15 protein-coding genes are annotated in these 16,950 nt (G+C 27.1%); all 15 read left to right on the top strand.

Features of this window, described 5'->3' with window-relative positions:
• Positions 1-208: 208 nt before the first annotated feature.
• On the top strand, positions 209-2,044 hold the full coding sequence (locus tag BN2920_RS13970; protein ID WP_058295602.1) for a PP2C family protein-serine/threonine phosphatase: 1,836 nt from the start codon (positions 209-211) through the stop codon (positions 2,042-2,044).
• Positions 2,037-3,314, top strand: a complete 1,278-nt coding sequence (locus tag BN2920_RS13965; protein WP_058295601.1) for a hypothetical protein — start codon at positions 2,037-2,039, stop codon at positions 3,312-3,314. The genes BN2920_RS13970 and BN2920_RS13965 overlap by 8 nt, the downstream gene beginning before the upstream one ends.
• Positions 3,311-4,009 carry a hypothetical protein gene (locus tag BN2920_RS13960; protein WP_058295600.1) on the top strand — a complete coding sequence of 233 codons (699 nt, stop codon included), beginning with the start codon at positions 3,311-3,313 and terminating at the stop codon, positions 4,007-4,009. The genes BN2920_RS13965 and BN2920_RS13960 overlap by 4 nt, the downstream gene beginning before the upstream one ends.
• A gap of 22 nt (positions 4,010-4,031) precedes the next feature.
• Positions 4,032-6,683, top strand: coding sequence for an acetate and sugar kinases/Hsc70/actin family protein (locus BN2920_RS13955; RefSeq protein ID WP_058295599.1), 2,652 nt, complete (start codon positions 4,032-4,034; stop codon positions 6,681-6,683).
• A 134-nt stretch (positions 6,684-6,817) separates the two neighbouring features.
• Entirely contained in the window at positions 6,818-7,597 is a 780-nt protein-coding gene (locus BN2920_RS13950; RefSeq protein WP_058295598.1) for a hypothetical protein, read from the top strand.
• Positions 7,598-7,619: 22 nt separating this feature from the next.
• On the top strand, positions 7,620-8,210 hold the full coding sequence (locus BN2920_RS13945; RefSeq protein ID WP_058295597.1) for a hypothetical protein: 591 nt from the start codon (positions 7,620-7,622) through the stop codon (positions 8,208-8,210).
• A 20-nt stretch (positions 8,211-8,230) separates the two neighbouring features.
• Positions 8,231-9,652, top strand: a complete 1,422-nt coding sequence (locus tag BN2920_RS13940) for a phage tail protein (RefSeq protein WP_058295596.1) — start codon at positions 8,231-8,233, stop codon at positions 9,650-9,652.
• Between the two features lie 68 nt (positions 9,653-9,720).
• Positions 9,721-10,344, top strand: coding sequence for a hypothetical protein (locus BN2920_RS13935; RefSeq protein ID WP_058295595.1), 624 nt, complete (start codon positions 9,721-9,723; stop codon positions 10,342-10,344).
• Positions 10,344-10,868: an imm11 family protein gene (locus BN2920_RS13930; RefSeq protein ID WP_058295594.1), complete on the top strand. Its 525-nt coding sequence runs from the start codon at positions 10,344-10,346 to the stop codon at positions 10,866-10,868. The genes BN2920_RS13935 and BN2920_RS13930 overlap by 1 nt, the downstream gene beginning before the upstream one ends.
• Before the next feature lie 23 nt (positions 10,869-10,891).
• Complete coding sequence (locus BN2920_RS13925) at positions 10,892-11,209, top strand: DUF4280 domain-containing protein (RefSeq protein WP_058295593.1); 318 nt, start codon at positions 10,892-10,894, stop codon at positions 11,207-11,209.
• 24 nt (positions 11,210-11,233) lie between these two features.
• Positions 11,234-12,670 carry a type VI secretion system Vgr family protein gene (locus tag BN2920_RS13920; protein WP_058295592.1) on the top strand — a complete coding sequence of 479 codons (1,437 nt, stop codon included), beginning with the start codon at positions 11,234-11,236 and terminating at the stop codon, positions 12,668-12,670.
• Positions 12,670-14,223, top strand: coding sequence for a hypothetical protein (locus BN2920_RS22160; protein WP_242868381.1), 1,554 nt, complete (start codon positions 12,670-12,672; stop codon positions 14,221-14,223). The genes BN2920_RS13920 and BN2920_RS22160 overlap by 1 nt, the downstream gene beginning before the upstream one ends.
• 18 nt (positions 14,224-14,241) lie before the next feature.
• Positions 14,242-14,697, top strand: coding sequence for an SUKH-3 domain-containing protein (locus BN2920_RS13910; RefSeq protein ID WP_058295591.1), 456 nt, complete (start codon positions 14,242-14,244; stop codon positions 14,695-14,697).
• Positions 14,698-15,771: 1,074 nt separating this feature from the next.
• A complete protein-coding gene (locus tag BN2920_RS21450; protein WP_157065781.1) occupies positions 15,772-15,921 on the top strand; it encodes a hypothetical protein in 150 nt (49 codons plus the stop codon).
• Between the two features lie 314 nt (positions 15,922-16,235).
• Positions 16,236-16,781, top strand: coding sequence for a tyrosine-type recombinase/integrase (locus tag BN2920_RS22155; protein WP_242868379.1), 546 nt, complete (start codon positions 16,236-16,238; stop codon positions 16,779-16,781).
• Positions 16,782-16,950 lie beyond the last annotated feature (169 nt).

Genomic DNA, 16,950 nt, shown 5'->3' with positions numbered 1-16,950 from the left:
AATACAAGAATACAAGAATATGCTTATTTTATGAGGGGTAGATAGAATACTTTAATAATATATAAAGGAAACTCGACTCACATACGTTCGCTGAGTAAGCGATTCGCACCAAATACAAGATTTGGGCTCTCTGCTTAGGAATTTGCTTATTTTATGCGGTTTGAGTGAATTAGATAATATCATATAAATTAGGTTAGGGTGAGGGCAAATGAGAAAATTAAATTCAAAATTTAAGACAAGCTTTATAAGTGAAGAGGGAAGTTATCTTCAAAATAAAGATTATTTTGCATTCGTAGAGCTTGATAAAATGGCATGTTATGTAATAAGTGATGGAATCGATGAAGATACAGAAATAGAAACAGGCAAAATTGCAGTAACAGAATTTATAAGACTATTTACATTAAGACCTACAATGAATAAAGCCATAATAAAAAGATATCTAAATAAAGTAAATGATGAAATTTTAAATAGTGGAAGAAATGTAAGACTTAAGGCATCTATGACAATAGCTATAACAAATTATAGTAAAGTTAGATATGTTTCTATAGGAAACTCGAGATTTTATTTCTTTAAGGATGGATATTTAAAGGAAAAAAGTAAAGATTTATCTTTAACACAAGAAATGCTTGATGATTATATGATTCCACTAGATAAAGCAGCTAGGCATATAGAAAGAAATAATTTATCGTGTTATTTAGGTCAAAATAAAATAAGCTCACCATTTATTTCAAAAAAATTAAAACTTAATGATGGTGATGTATTTACATTACTTACAAAAGGTATATGGGAAAATTGTGATGAAAAAGAAATAGAAGATGCACTTGAAGGTGCAAAAGAGCCACAAGAAGTTGTTGATAGAGTTGAAGAAATGATTTTATCAAAGCAACTTAAAGAATTAGAAAACTATACTTTTGCAGTTACGTATGTAGAAAAGGCATACATAAATCCAAAGAGAAAAGCATTAATAAAGAAAATTATAATGGCAGCAATTCCAATACTTCTAGTTATAATAGTTGGATTGGTTGTATTTAACATAAAACAAAATAAGAAAAAAGAACAAATTATAAATATGAATAATTATGTACAAGAAGCAGAAGAGTACATAAAAAATGATCATATTGAAAAAGCAAATTCAAAATATGATGAAGCTTTAAAAATTGCTAGTAAATATAAGCTTAAAGATGACATAAAAGAAATAGATGCTGGATGTAAATATACAGAAATAATAATTGAAGGTGATAAAAAGCTAGAAGAAAAGAAATTTGAAGAAGCTTTAGATCAATATTTATTAGCTTTAGAAAAAGGTGAAGATATTGACGATATAGCAAAAAGCTATATTTTAAAGAAAATTGATATAGCAAAAACCTGCATCAGTGTATCTGATCTTTTAGAATTAGCTGATGCCCAATTAGAAGCAGGTAAAACCGCGGAATCAGAAGCTAATTATCTAGAGGCAAAAAGACTTGCTAGTAATTATTATTTAAAAGATGAAAAGAAAGAAGCAATAGATAAACTTAAAGAAATATATGATACGCGAGGGGAAGAAGCTGCTGCAAAAAAGGAAGAAGAAAAACAAGCAAAGGAAGATGAGGAAAAGGCTAAGGATGAAGAAAAAGAATTACAAAAAGAGCAAGAAGATGCTTTAAATGAAGCTATAGATTTAAGAAAAAAAGGTGATGAAAATTATATTTCTGGAGATTATGTAAATGCAAAAATGTATTATGCTTTAGCTAAAGAGAGTTTTAAGAAAAATGAGTACTATTCTTTAGCAAATGAGCTTGATCAAAAAATGGCTCTTATAGATAAAAGAATAGAGGGGCAAGCAGATCTCAAAAATGAGGCAGATGAGTATTTGAAAGAAGCCAATGCAAGAATTGTTAAGGATGATAAAGAATCAGCAAAGGTCCTATATCTATTATCAAAGGATATATATACACAGCTTGGATTAGACGAAGAAGTTAAATTAATAGATGAAATGCTCCAAGGAATAGATAAGCAATTAGCAAGTAATGGTGAGAAAAGCAGTGGTGAAAGTAATGAATAGGATATATGAAAAGTTAAATGATATACAGGAATTAGATGACAAGGTCATATTAAAGAAAATAATGATGAGTGTTTTTTCTTCCCTCGAGGAATATTCAAATGAAAAATATGCACAGCTAGAGGAAAGAGTCTTTGATGAAGTGGAATATGTAGAAGAAAAATATAACATATATTCAACAATCATTAGAAGAAATGAACTGGATATAACAGATGAAATATTTTTTCCAATGATTGAGAAGGACAAAGAAGAAAAGACATATGACATTAAAGACTTACTAGGAACTTTAAGTAACAATAAGACATATGAATTATTCAGTATATTTTTAAAATGTGATTATTGTATTTTTAAGAAATTTATAAATAGTAATTTAAAAATTAAAGGTACTATAACAACAAATAAAGGAACACATGAAGCTTATTTTAAAGTAATAGAAAACAGTGAATATAAAAATAAAATAAGTAACTTATATAAAGCTTTTATAAATAATAATATTAGGTGGAAAACACTTAATATGCCATATGTTAATAAAATAGCAAAAGTAATGCTTGTTAGTTATGAAGGTGAATTTGAAAAAGATGAAAGTATTATGAAAATTGATATAGACTTTGAAGAATACAGTAAATATATAAAATATGATATGGTGCCAATATGGAATGTTAAAAATATAAAGATGAAATGCAACGGATTTCCAGTACCGTGTATAGATAAGATTAATTATGAACATAATATTTCTTTAGCTAAAGAAGGAAAAGATAGTGGCTATTTAGTTAATGCGAGTGATGAAGAAATAAATTATGTAACTTTTAAAGATGATTCTATTTTACTTACATCAAAAATATCAAATCCAGTAACATGGCGCATATATAAAATAGTTAATTATAAGGAAGATAAGATTAGAGCTTATGAATATGAGATTATGAATAACTATATGAACATAAATTTTTCAAATAAATTTTTATTTAATAATAGATATATGATAAAAAGCAAAAGTGAAATTGAAAGGCTTATAGCCTCATTTAAAATTTCAGAAAAATTAATATTTAAAGATGTGACTGTGGAAGATTTACTTAAAGAAGAGAGTAGAGAAATATATGATGCAAATGATTTTATAATAGATGAAATAAGAGAAGACAATGTAAAAAAAGCATTAGTATTATATTTTGAACCTAGAAATAAGACTGATTATTTAAATAATGATATTTTAAGCTTTTTAGTAGGTGAAGTTCAATTTATTTATCCAGAATATAAATGTGAAGGGCGATTAATATGAATTACATTTATGATATCTTTTTAAAAGCTGATGAACAAAATGTTGACAGGGAAAAGATTAGATTTAAGCAGGCAAAAGTATGCAGCCCATATATGGAAATAGCATTTGATGAGATTAATTTTACAGATATTCCAAGAGACAAACAAATAGAAATAAACTCGTTTTATAGATTTCAAGAAATATTTCAGGAGCTATTTGATAGTAATTTTGAAGAGAATATTGAACTTAGAAATACACTCTTTGATATATTGATTCATTATTTAGGAGAGATGGATTTAAAAAGTGGTCTTTCAAAAAATGAATTTTATAAAATGTTTTTATTAAAGGATATAAGGAAAAATGTATTTGGAAAAGACTTGAATACAAATATAGATTTTTTTAACAAAGAAGAAAAAGACATATTTTTAAATAGTTTAATAACCTTATATAAGACAGGAACATCCTTAGAATTATTCAATAAAGTGTTAGTTAAAATATTTAAATACAGCACAATATATTTGAGCAAAGATGCACCAAAGGATATTTACATTTATTTAAGTGAATATAAAAATGAGACTTTTGAAGGTAAGATAAATGCAATAGTAGATACATTTTTACCTGTAAATATGAATAGTTTTTTATTTTGGGATAAGCATTTTGGAATAATTGGTGAAGAAAATGTAATGAAATCTGATGAAATAGTAATGGTTGAGTAGATAAGGAGGAGAGAAGAGAAACATGGGGTTATACACATATAAACTAAGTAAAATAGAAGAAAATGAATCAAAAACTTATAAAGAAAAAGATTTACTTCTTATGACTACTTTTCAATTAAGAGAGATATGTACTAGAGAAAAGTTAGTTAAAAGCATAGTTGATCCACTTGATAAAGAAGAACTAATAAAGCTTATTATTAAGTATAGAGGGGAAAAGGATAATAGATTAATTAATAATTATACTGAAGGCGGACTTAATAATATAGAGAATTTTATTAAAGAATCATCTAAAAGAGAAGTAGTAAGCAGTATCATAGACTACTCTGGAAAAATAATAGTATATGAGAATTTATCAATAGAAATTTATGATGATTATGAGATTAAAACTAGTGAAGATATTAGTGAAGGAAATGTAATTCTAGCTGATAGTGAGTTTAATATATGCACAATATTAAATATTAAAAAGGTTAAAGAAAATAACAGATATAATTATTTTCTTGTTAAAGGAAAAGATGTAGAAGCAAGAGAAGGGAAAAGTAAGTTTTATAACTTATTATTCTTTAAAGAAAAAGAATCAGAGCTTCTTTATGATGTGTATGAAGGAAAAAATATAAATAATGATATAAAAATAGAATACTCACAAGTTCCACTTCTTAGATTTGAATTGAAACAATTAGAAGAGACAAGTATGCCTCTTGCAATAGATTTTGGTACATCAAATACTACAGCAGGTATTTACATAGATAAAGAAGTCTTTAATGGATTAAATGAAAATTTAATTAAAGAAAGAAAATATGAATTATATGAGGATGAAAAAGTAAAGCTTGTAAAACTATTAGATACAACAAAAGATAGCTATACATTGTCACCATTAATACCAAGTATAGTAGGTGTTAAATATATTAATGAAAATAATAATGAAATAAAGTATATATTTGGATATGATGCAGTGGCAGCATCAAAGAAAAGGTATGTAGATGATAGTTTAACTGTTTTTTATGATATAAAAAGATGGATAAGTGATTTTGAAAAAGATGAAAAAGTCATAGATATTCATGGAAAAACCACCTTAATAAAAAGAAAGCAAATAATAAAAGCATATTTGGAATATGTCATATCTTTAGCAAATCAAAGATTTAAGTGTAAATTTAAGAACATTTACATATCTTGTCCTACAAAACAAAAGTATAAATTCCATAAATTATTTGAAGATGTATTAAGCAATTATAATGTACAAAGTGAAAACATGCTTGAAGAAAGTGTTGGCGTACTTTATAACACTATAAGTGACTTAATTGATAGAAATAAGTATGTGCAGGGTGAAAAGTATAAAGCACTTATTATAGACTGCGGAGGGGGAACGACAGATCTTTCTGGTGCTGCTTTTAGTATAAGAAATAACAGAGTTTCTTACAAAATAAATATAGAAACTTCTTATGAAAATGGAGATACAGATTTCGGTGGAAACAATCTTACATTTAGAATACTGCAGTTTTTAAAAATACTTATGGCACAGGCTTTGATTAAGGAAGACTATGAAGAAGTTAAAAAAGCATTAATTGATGAGTTTAAAATAGATATTTTTAGAAGTATAGATAAATATGGAATAAAAGAATTATATGAAACTTTAGATAAAGAATATGAAAAAGCAGAAAATATAATTCCAAATAAATTTAAATTATATGAGACTAGGAATAAAGAGGACTATTGTAAGGTAAGAAACAATTATTACTTCTTATTTAATTTAGCTGAAGAAGTTAAAAAAATATTTTTTACAAGACCTGAGCTTATAAAGATATACTTAGCTCCAGAAATAATTAAAGACAATAAACTTCAGGATAATGAGGACAGTACTTTTATTATATTTGATAAATGGAAGCTTTCTTATAGACAAGATGATGTATTAAAGGTAGTAAAAGAGGCACCAAGATTGACTATAACAACGTATGAAATCAATACACTTATTAAAGGTGATGTTTATGGAATAATAAAAAAATTCTTAGAAAGCTTATATGAAAAAGATGAGCTTTATGATTATTCATTAATAAAGCTTACAGGACAGTCATGTCAGGTAGATATATTTAAGGATGCATTAAAGGAATTTATTCCAGGCAGAATTATTGAAATAAATAAAAGTAAAAAGGATTCTTATGAGGATTATGATTTAAAGCTTAGTTGTCTTAAAGGAACGTTAAAATATCTTCATTCTAAGAATTTTGGATATGCAGATATACAAATAGAAAATAATACATGTGCTCTTCCATATGTTATTACAGCATTTACCCATAGTGGAGAAGAAATTACTCTTATAAAAAATAATGAGATAAATAGAGGCTTTGTTTCTAGATTCATGGATAGAATACTTTTAAAACTTTATTTAAAAGATAACAATAATAACGTTAAATATGAATATGATTATAAGTTTAATAATGAAGAGTTAGAAATTACAAATGCAAAAGCAATTACAGAAAGGTATCCACATATAAAACAGGCAGAGACAGATAATATTGAGAATAATGAAATAAAGTTCTTTGTATGGGCAGAAAAAGAGCTTTGGGGTTTCTGTGTTGTGGCCATACTTAGACAAAATCATGAATTATATATGGGAAAAGAGGAATTCTTCTATTTTGAAAATGATAAATGGGAGAAGAATTTCTTTGATGGAAATAACTAATCAATGTACAATTTACAATTTACAATGAACAATGAAGGATGAAATCCAGGTGGATTTTAGTATTTCATCTGTTTTTCTTAGCAGAAAAACAATTCGATGAGAAGAAATAAAGTAAACAACATAAGGAGGGTTCAGTGTTTAAGAATAAGTATCCATTATTTAAAGCAGGAAGACTTTTAAAAACAGAAATGCTTAATGAGCTTCGAGATTATCCAAGAAACTTTATTGATATAATTTTCAAATCATATTGTGATGGAATAATATGTGGATGTGAAATAGATGTTAAGGATGAAGCTTTAATGGTAAAAAGAGGAATTATTAAGCATAATGATGTTATTTATTTTTTAGATGAGGACAAAGAAGTTGAATATAAATGTAATAACAAACTTTTGATTCTTAAAATTCGATTTTTAAATGAAAAAACAAGTAAGGATTTTATAGAAAATAGTACAGAGATTTATTTAGATGAAAATGTAGAACTAAAAGAAGATGAAATGGAACTTTGCAGATTTTTCCTTAGAGAAGGTGCACATTTAAGAATTCATTATACTGGATTTGAAGATTTAAGCACGGAATATGATACAGTAAATGTTATTTATTCTCTGCATTCAGGTAATGATGAAGCTGGACTAGATCCAATAATATTAAGATCATATGGAAGTGAAATATTAAGATGCTCTTCAATTGAACCATGGGACATAATATTCGGAACAATGTGTATCCAAGCAAAAGAAACAATTGAAAAAGAAATTATACTAGATTACTTATGTCATAAGCTTGAAATAGAAAATAGAAACTATTCTAATGAGGAAATGTATTTTTATCTTTTAGATATTTTAAAGAGAGAAAGAGAAAATACAGGTGGAAGAAATAGACATGGAAGAGGTGGGTATAAGAAGATATTGATTGATTAATTTGTATGTGGAGGAATATAAGATGGAAAAAAGAATGGATGAAAAGATTTTAGACTTTATAAATGAAATAGAAGAAAAAAGACTTAGAGAAAATATTTGTGAAGGACCAGTAAAAATAAATAATAATTTTTATGAATTTGAAGAAAGTGAATTTTTTGATGGTGCATTAAAAATGTATATACCTAATACATTTATTGATATGCCTGAAGAAGCAAGAAGATTTAAGTATCCATCAGAAGATAGACCAGATATTATTAAGTGTAATGATGATGGAAGCATTGCTATAACATTCAAAATTATTGATAATCCTTTAGAGGATGAATATATTGATGATTTAAAAGAAACCATGGTTTTAATAACTAAGAAACTTAATCCATCAAATGTTTTTTTTGATGAAGGAATATTAGAAATAGATTCTAAAAAGATAGCATATTATGATTTTAAAAGTTCAGCAATAGATGCATACTTATATAATTTTACATTTCTATTTGAATTTAAGGGAGAAACTTTCATGGGGACTTTTTCTTGTGACTATAAAGATATGAGAGAATGGAAAGATGATGTTATATTTCAAATGATTAATACAATAAAAGTCAAAAAGAATAATATGTGATATATAAGGGGTGGAAAAATATGAGTGAGGAATTTGCATATACACTAGGAAATGTCTTAATTGAACCATATAAGTTTAAAGAAATATCAAAATTAAAAGTAATACGTAAAGCTAATGAACATGCAGAGCTTTATTTAAAGGGAATTATAGCAGAGGAATATGAAAACTCAGATAAATATGTTGAGTGTGCAGATGATAAATCAGAAATAAAAGTATCAATAAAAAATTATGAGAATGAAACTGAGGATTTGTTTTATGGAATGGTTACTAGTATATCATTAGACAATGTACAAGAGGTAAAAAGCTTAGAAATTAGAGCATTAGGAAATACATGTTTAATGGATATAAAGAAGAAACGTAGAAGTTTTCAAGGAAATAAGACTACATATAATGAGATATTTAGAAAAGTAAAAAGTAGTTATAGTAATGCAAATATGATTGATAATGTTTCTGATGGAAAAGCAATTAAACAAATGGTTGTGCAATATAATGAGACAGATTGGGAGTTTTTGAAGAGATTAACATCACATTTTAATGCAGTAATAATACCTGAATGTACTATGTCTGGAATAAAGTACACAATAGGAGTTCCGGATTTAAGAAGAATTTATGATCTTAAGCATTTTAACTATTCAATGAGTAAAGAGATAAATGAATATCAATTGAAATCAGCTGAAGGAGTATCTAGTATTAATGATTCAGATTTTCTAAATTATAAAATCACTACTAATAAGATTTTAGATTTATATGGAAAGGTGAAATTTAACAATAGAAATTTATATGTATATCAATGTGAAATAGAAGCTATAAATGGAATTCTAACCACTACATGTATGCTGCGAGATGAAAATGGAATGAAGATACCTAGAATTTACAATGAAAAATTAAAAGGAGTATCTTTAGAAGGAAAAATTGTTTCAGTAAAAAAAGATATTGTTAAAGTTGCATTAGGAATAGATTCATATTCTAATACAGTAAAAGTTAACACAGAATGGTTTCCTTATTCAACAGTATTTTCGTCACCAGATGGAACAGGCTGGTACTGTATGCCAGAAATTGGAGATGCTATAAGAATGTATATTCCAGATAATGATGAAAAGAATGCATATGTAATCAGCTCAGTTGATTTAGAGTGTCGTAATGAGGCTATGAGAAGTAATCCAGATCATAAGAGTTTATCAACCAAGTACGGGAAGAAAATACTTTTAAAGCCAGGAGAAATTGATATTTTCTCTGGTGGAAATTCTATGATATTAAATGATGAAAAAGGAATCATAATAGATACAGATAAAAACATAACAATGACAGGAGAAAAAATAAAAATTAATGGTGATGAAGTTACTATTATAGGAAAGAATGGAGTAAAACTTATCCAAGCTTCAGCAAGCATTGATATTGATAATGATATTACAATGGATGGATTTAAGATCAATGCACAGTAAAAACAATTAATTTAATAATAAATAGTATTATGTTTAATAATTAACCTATGCTGATAGGAGTTGAAGTAATGATAATTCAAGAAGATAAAGAAAAGTTCCTTCAGGAGTTTAAAGATAAATATGTTAAAAATAGATTCAATAATGAACTCTCTACAATATCTGAAAAATTTAAAAATAATCAAGAAATTATAGAAAATGAACTTTTATCAAGTTTTAAAGAAAACTGCCAAAAAGCTGAAAAACTACAAAAAGAAAATTTGAAGGGAAAGATGAAATATATTTATTTTTCATTTCTTAGAACTAACATACTAGAAAGTAAGGGGGATTGGAGAATTGATTTTTTTGATGGCAGATGGTTTTTAGATAGTGAAGAATGTAGCTCAGACATGGATTTTGTATGGATATATGAATATTTTTTTAAATATATAAATAAACTTATGGATAAGAGAAAAGAATATGGACGAGCAATAAGAGAAATGGATATTGAAAAAATAAAACTGGAGGAAAGTAATAAATATAATGGGATTGCAATGCAGATATTAGCACAATTAATAAATCAATTTATGGAATGTGATGAATATAAAAATATTGATAAGGATGAAGAAATAATATTTTTTGCGGGTGAATATATGGATGACGTTGTTATTTTATATGATGGTTCAAAAGAACAAAATGAGGTGGAAACAGTATAATGGATTATTTTTTACTAAAGCAGGATAAAAGATACTCAAATACTCCAAGTTTAAAGGAAGTTTATAAAACTATACCATATAAAAATATTAATTTGTTAAATGAAGATAAAATTGAAGATAACAATATTATTTTTGTCAATGCAGACGAGGACACAGAATATTTAGATATTCTAAATACACAAATATTTTTAATATCAGAAAAATTAAAGAAAATAATTGAAAAGTATGATACAAATATAATTTTTAAAAGAGTCTGCTTAATTGATAAAGAAAGAAAAAATCAAAATATTTATTATTTGCCTATATTTAGAGAATTTGAAGTTTTACATGAAAAAAGCGAATTTAATTTAAATAAGACAATTGTAAAAAAAATCGTTTTAGATGAGAAAAAGATAAAAAACAAAAAAATCTTCAAAATTAAAGAAAGTGATAAAACTTTAATTGTTGTAAGGCTTGATGCAGCAGAAAGCATATTAAGAAGAAATTATGATGGAATTTATTTAGAAAGATTAAATGTTGAATAAAAAATGAATAGGAGTTAAAGAGTATGGGAGTAGAATATATAGTTCGAGGAGCAGTAATGTGCTGTAGTTGTGGAAGTTGTCCAAGCAATATAAAGATACCAATAAGCCATGGAAGTTATGTTGACAACGTCCCCATTTTAAATAAGACAGATAATACAACAGCTAATATAAGTACATTTGGTATATGTATTCTTACAGAAAAACCATGTGTTGTGTCACCAGGTCAATGGACAGATGTTCAGGAAGATAAATTAATAAGCGGAAATCCGGCACTGACAACAAATTCAATAATGTTTACAAATTGTGGGGGAATTATAAGATTTATAACGAGTGGTCAATAAAAATAAGGAGAGGTGATAAAGAGAATGGAAGAGTGGAAAAAACTTAGAATAGACTGTCCATATGAAATACTGAAAATAGAAAAAGCAAAGATAATTTGCAGAGGGAATGAACATGGATTTTTATATGTAAAATGTTTATTGGATGATAGTATGGAATTTAAGTATTCTATTGGAGCTTCCACCAATGATAAAGTAAGGTTATATGAAAAACAAAGTGATAAAGAAGAAAAATTATTTGAAGGATATATATCAAAAGTAAACACAATAAATAGTAATGGTGTATATTATCTTGAAATAGAGGCTTTAAGTGGGGATATAATTCTTGATATAAAGAAAAAATCACATTCATTTCAAAATAAAAATATGAGTTATGATGATCTTATAAAAGAAGTATTAAAAGATTATGGAAAAGCTGATTTTGTTCAATGTAGTGATGGAAAAAAGAAAATAGATAAACCAATATTTCAATATAAAGAAACAGATTATGAGTTTTTAAAAAGAATGGCAAGCATGTTTGGAGAGCAGATTAATTGTGATATAATCAATATTGGTAATATGTTTTATTTTGGGAAAACTTCTAGAAGAAAACATAATCTTTCAGATAAAACAACATATAAGATATCAAATGATATAAAAATATATAATGAAGTCTTATCAGAAGAATTTAAGGTAAACAGCATAGATTATGTTTATTATACAATTACGTCAAGAAGTATATTTTTTGTTGGAGATGAAATAACATTTAATAATAGGGAATTTTATGTTAAAGAATATGTTGGAGAATATATTCAGGGAGAAATGATTTTTACCTATAAATTATGTAGAAAAAATAGTGTATGGCAGAATAAAATGCATAATGAAAAATTAAATGGGGTATCACTAGAAGGAAAAATACAGGAAAGAAGAGGCGAAGAAGTAAGAATAAAGTTAGACATTGATGGAAAAGACGGAGAGTATTGGTTTAGATTTGCACCACCAACAGGATCCATAATGTATGCAATGCCTATTGTAAATGAACATGCAATGTTGTATTTTTCAAATGAATATGAAATACCTGTAGTAAGTGGATGTGTAAGAAAAAATGGAGATACATATTCCAAATTTTCAAATGTAAATAATAGATATTTTGTAACTGAGCAGGGAAATCATATGGATATACTGCCGGAAGATATAAAATTTCATAGAAAGAATATGTATGTAATATTCAATGATGATGATGGAGTTGAAATAAGAAATTCTGATGATATAAAAGTAAATAGTGATGGAAGAATAAAAATAAAAGGAAAGAAAGTAAGAATAAAAGCTGAAAGTAAGCTGCTCGTTAAGAAAAAAAGTTCAAGCTCTATTTTACTTGAAGGAGACTGTTATACAGAAGCAGAAGGAGTAGTCTATGAAAATGGACGAGCTAGAGAATCATATGTCTTTAACCACAATGTAGTAGGAATGGGTGGTGAAGATTAATGAATATGAATTCATTAAAAAAGGCTGCATCCGGAGCAATTGGAAAAGCAAAAAGCGCTATAAAAAGTACTGTAAATAAAGGAAAAGCAATAGTAAAGAAAGCAGAAAAGAAGCTTACATCAGCAATAAATGGAGCAAAAGCAAATGTAAAAAAATGTGTACAAACAGTTAAAACAAATGTAAATAAAATAGAAAATAAAGCAAAGCAAATAGGAAAAACAGCCCAAAAGAATCTAATCTCGGCAGTTAATGGAGCTAAATCAAGTAAGAAAACGGTAATACAAAATCAAACAAAGCCGATAAATAAGAATATAAAAAATCAAACAAAACCAACAAATAAGAATATAGGAAATTTGCAAAAAAGTCTTATAGCAGCCACAGGAACAACAGTGTATAATAATGCAGTAATACCAACAGGGAAAAAGCAGACAAATGGAGCAATTAATGTTGCCAATTTACCAGTATATAATAGAGCTGGCAATTATATTGAAGGTCAGAAGGTAAAAGTAAAAGGATTAGATGGAAAATGGTATGTTGGCACAGCGAAGGCTGAGGGATATATTGGAACTGGAGGGGCTAGACAGTTTAAGTTTCTGCCAGATAATCCAGGAGGATATAAGAGAGCAATTGATGTTGACTATAATTATAACTTATATAAGAAATCAATGTTTGAACGAGCTTATAATAAAAATCTTGATTTTACTGCGCAAGAAATTCAAGGAAAGATAGTACATGATGCACCATGGCGATATAAGAAGAATGCATTAAATGATTATTTTAAGACACCCAATGATTTTGTAGATTATAATAAAAAAGTATACTTGATTTCTACAGAACAATATGGGTTTGATCCAAAAGTTAATGAACAGTATGCACAACTAGCTGCAGATTTTACCGTAGGGATGCTCTTTGAAGGTGGAATAACTTGTGGTATAGTAGCTAAAAGTGGAATGTCAAAGGCTGTTGCTGGTAGTGGGGCTGGAAATATTAAAAAGGGTGGTAGTGAAGCAATTAAGGGGGTAAGTAACCCTAAATATACAAGTTTTAGAGATTTAATGTCTCCAGATGAAGTGGCTAGATATGATAAACATTGGACTGGAGTAGCTGAAAGAATTAGTAATGAAGCATTAGATAATCAAATAAACTTTATAAAGAATTCTGGCATAACAAAACCAGGAGGAGGAGCATATAAACCTGCAAAGATAAGTGCGGCAGTAGATATGAATACAGGAGATATTTCTTTTGGATATAATGGAGCAAATAAGTTTAATCCATCTAGAAATACATTAAAACCAGAATTACAAAGCTTAATAGATAATACAAAATCATTAGCAGCAAATGATTTAAGTAATCCATATGCTGAAAGAAATAGTTACGAATTATGGAGTGTAGATAATTGTGCAGAAGTATATGCTACAAATAATGCATTGAGAAATGGAGCAAATATAGATAATATTTTCTTGAATACAAAATATTTTAATAATGGAGCTTATGCAGAACCGTGTGCAAATTGTAAAATAACTTTTAAAGGTTTTGGTATGCCAAATAAATAATATTAAGGAGTGAGATTTATGGAAAATATCACATTGGATAGATTGATGCAAGCTGGTTGGACAAATGAAAGAAATGTTAATATTGATTCAATAGAAAAAATATTTAAAGAGAAAAGTATTGACATGCCTCAAAAGATACGAGCTTTTTTGAAACAGTATGGTATGTTAGAAATAAAATTTAAGAGAAAAATGCAAGCTATTGACATTGATGAGGTGATTGAATTTAATCCGATTAAAGCTATTGGAAATAATTTGGATAGTGAATATTTTAGAGGTATATTTGATGAATATGATATCGATGATGTTGTCTATCCAATAGGAATAGCGAATAGGGGAAATTTACTTATGCTTATGACAGAAAGTGGAACATTTTATAGATATACTGATGGTCTTCTATGTAAAGATGGTGAAAATATTGAAGAAATGCTTGATTGTGTAGTAGGTGAATGTAGGGAACCAATTTATTTTGAATAGAATTAAATTAGCTATATAGATATTTAATTAACAGCATAAAATTAGATTCATAATTAGAAGAGTTTATACTGAATAAAAATAAATATTTAAAAAGTGTATATAAAGATAATAGAATCCTGAATAATTCTCATAGCATAATATTAATAATGTAGTGAAAAAAGTTAAAAAGGTTAATATTTCAGCAATTGGAGCATTAACCTTTTTTCTTGAAATGAAATAATTTTAAAAGCTAAGATAACTAGGGTTAAAAACTAACATAAGCTGATAAGCTAGGAAATCCTAGGTTCAATAATTCCACTTAAAAGTTAATAGAATTAAGAACAATAATATATCTAGGATAAAAGATAGAAAATCACTAAAAAATAAAAAGAATTGATAGAATAAAACATATAAATAGGATAGCTGAGTAGAATAACTAGAGACTTGGAACTCGGGACTAGGAAATTGTAACGGGAGGAGGAGGGATAAGGACTTAAAAGAATTGAAATAGATAAATAAAAATCTATTTCAATTTAAAATAATAATAAGGATAAAAGAAATTGAAGAAATGATAAATAAGAACTAATCAGAATAAAGAATAATTAAGTAATTAATAGGTAAGAGATAATAAATGTATCAGTTAAAGAAAATCTAATCAATGAAGAAATAGAGTAATAATCAAGGTAGAAAATCTAACTAAATAACCAATTAATAAATAATAAAATCATTCAATGAGATAAATAGCTGAAAATACAATTCATCAATCACTAGACTATATTAAAAAGCAACGATAAGGCATTAGAAAATAGATATTTAGGAGAATGTAAAAAACAGTAGCATTCAGATTGAAAAACTGTAAATAAAGGCTAAATCAACTGAATTTAAAATAGATGATAAATATATATTATAAATCTGATAAGAGAGTTAATGTTTCTAATTAAGGAAGCATTAACTCTTTTTCTATTTCAAGAGGGAGGGATTGAGTATAGATAAATCAGATTTCAATGGAGTATATGAAGAACTAATTGAATTACTGGGGTTAGAAGTAACTATAAAAATACATGAATATTTTAAAGGTCAACAAGTAAATTTTCTATGAGATTACATTCTAAAGCTTATTCAATAAAAGAACTTCAAGGCAAATCCGTAAGCGATAGCAAAGAATTAGCTAAGAAATTAGGATACACAGATAAATGGATAAGAAAACTGTTAAAGAAGGTTGAAGGGAGTAATAACAATGAATGAGATAGTAGAGAGTTTCAAGTTAAGTCTAATTGAAGATGGTAAGAGTCCATTGAAAGCTATATGGAGACATTAAGGCTTTCATAGAATTTCTAGGAAGTAAAGGAGTTGATTTTAATGGTGATCTACAACGATTCTACGTAGTAAGCTATAAGAATTTTCTAGTAGAAAGTAACTACGAGATAGCAACTATCAATAAAAAGATAGATAGCATTCATGCACTAAATAGATACCTAGTAGGAATTGGTGAGATGAAAGAAATAGTTGTAGAAAATTCTAAAGACAGAGTAAAGATAGCCTACGGGTAGGAGAAATAAGTGGAAGTTTACAGTGATAAGGAGGTTGAGAAGATATTGTTTTACATTCAAAATGAGTCAAAAGTAAGTAAAAGAAATAAGGTAATTGTAATGTTACTACTTTACACAGGAGTTAGAGTAAGTGAACTATGTAGCATTAAGATTAAGGACATTGATTTTCTAAACTACTCAATAAAAATCTATGGTAAGGGAGGAAAGTTTAGAGAAGTACCATTAAAATTCGATTTAGCTGATGGAATAAAGGAATACATCAAAGATAGAGATTACAGTGTAAAAGATTCAGAATATCTAGTAATAGGTCAAAGAGGAGTATTAAAAAGGGATGCAATAAACACAATGCTTGAAAGATTAACTAATGAGATAGGAATGATAAATAAATTAAAACCTCATACCTTTAGACATACTTTATGTACAAGGTTAATTAATAGAGGAGTACCAATTTCAACAGTAAGTAAACTAGCAGGTCATAGCAGTGTAGATACTACTGCAACATTTTACATCAACAGTAGCAGAGAAGAAAAAATGGGGACTGTAAGCTTATTGTAGGAGGAGAAAAGAATGATAAAAATATATACATTTGAGGAAATTAGGCAACTACACAATGTTTCGGAAGTAATGAAATAAGAACTGATTTCCTATTTTGAAGACATATAAAAGGATATAGTAGGAGATGATTGGCAAACTTACAACCTTGAATATGTTGGACCAATAATTG

Source organism: Clostridium neonatale (assembly GCF_001458595.1).
GTDB classification, from domain to species: Bacteria; Bacillota; Clostridia; order Clostridiales; family Clostridiaceae; genus Clostridium; species Clostridium neonatale.
The sequence above is the reverse complement of the archived record's forward strand: the minus strand, read 5'-3'. Positions and strand labels throughout refer to the sequence as shown.